Origin of the sequence: Vibrio sp. 1727, from assembly GCF_033344415.1 — a bacterium.
Taxonomy (GTDB): Bacteria; Pseudomonadota; Gammaproteobacteria; order Enterobacterales; family Vibrionaceae; genus Vibrio; species Vibrio alginolyticus.
The window spans coordinates 1-963 of record NZ_JAWPOT010000111.1; the positions used below are offsets into that span (position 1 = coordinate 1).

1 pseudogene is annotated in these 963 nt (G+C 44.7%); it reads left to right on the forward strand.

Annotated features, from left to right (window positions below):
- Positions 1-197: 197 nt before the first annotated feature.
- Positions 198-963: pseudogene (locus R8O10_RS24160) on the forward strand (anthranilate synthase component I); the annotation flags it as partial.

A 963-nucleotide genomic window follows, 5' to 3' on the forward strand; every position in this document is an offset into this window, starting at 1 on the left:
GTGGGCTAACGTGTACTTCTAGTTTAGAAAAACAAACGTCATAAAGCCCGCTACTCAAGCGGGCTTTTTATTTTGTCGCCCAACTCACATTCAACTGCCTAAACATTAATCGGATATGACCAACTCTTGATTGGGAGAACGTTTGCTTTATGCGACTATGTACTGCAGGACGATTAAAACAGCTACAAGGAGGTCTTGTGAACAAGGCCATTGAAATTAAGAAACTTGGACAACTGGAAGTATTAAAAGCTTCTGTTCCTTACACTCAAGACCCAACCCGTCTGTTCCATACTATTTGTGAGAACAAAACGGATAGCTTGCTTTTAGAATCGGCTGAAATTGATTCTAAACAGAATCTCAAATCGCTGTTAATCGTCGATTCTGCGGTTCGCATCGTTTGTTATGGACATACCGTCAGCTTTCATGCTCTAACGGAGAACGGCAAAAACCTACTGACGCATTTGAATCAAAACGTACGTGGCGAAGTCGCAAGCCAATTTGACGGCGAAACACTGACTTTAGAATTCATCCAACCATGCGATACGATTGATGAAGATTCTCGTCTACGAGAAGCCTCTTCTTTTGATGCGCTTCGTTTGGTACAGCACAGTTTTGATCTTTCTTCGCAAGACAAACATGCCATTTTCCTTGGTGGCCTATTTGCGTATGACTTGGTGGCGAACTTCGAACCATTAGGAGACACGGTAGCAACAAACCAGTGTCCGGATTACGTCTTCTATGTTGCGGAAACGTTGCTGGTTGTAGATCACCAAACAGAATCCTGCCAACTGCAAGCAACATTGTTCGTTGACGGCTCGCAAAAAGCAGCGCTAGAAAGTCGAATCGAAGATATCCGAGCTCAATGCACATCGCCAAAGCGTCTTCCAGACGCAACGCAAGTGGCCAATATCACAGCGCAACCAGGCGGTTCGGATCAAGACTTCTGTCAAATCGTCCGTGATG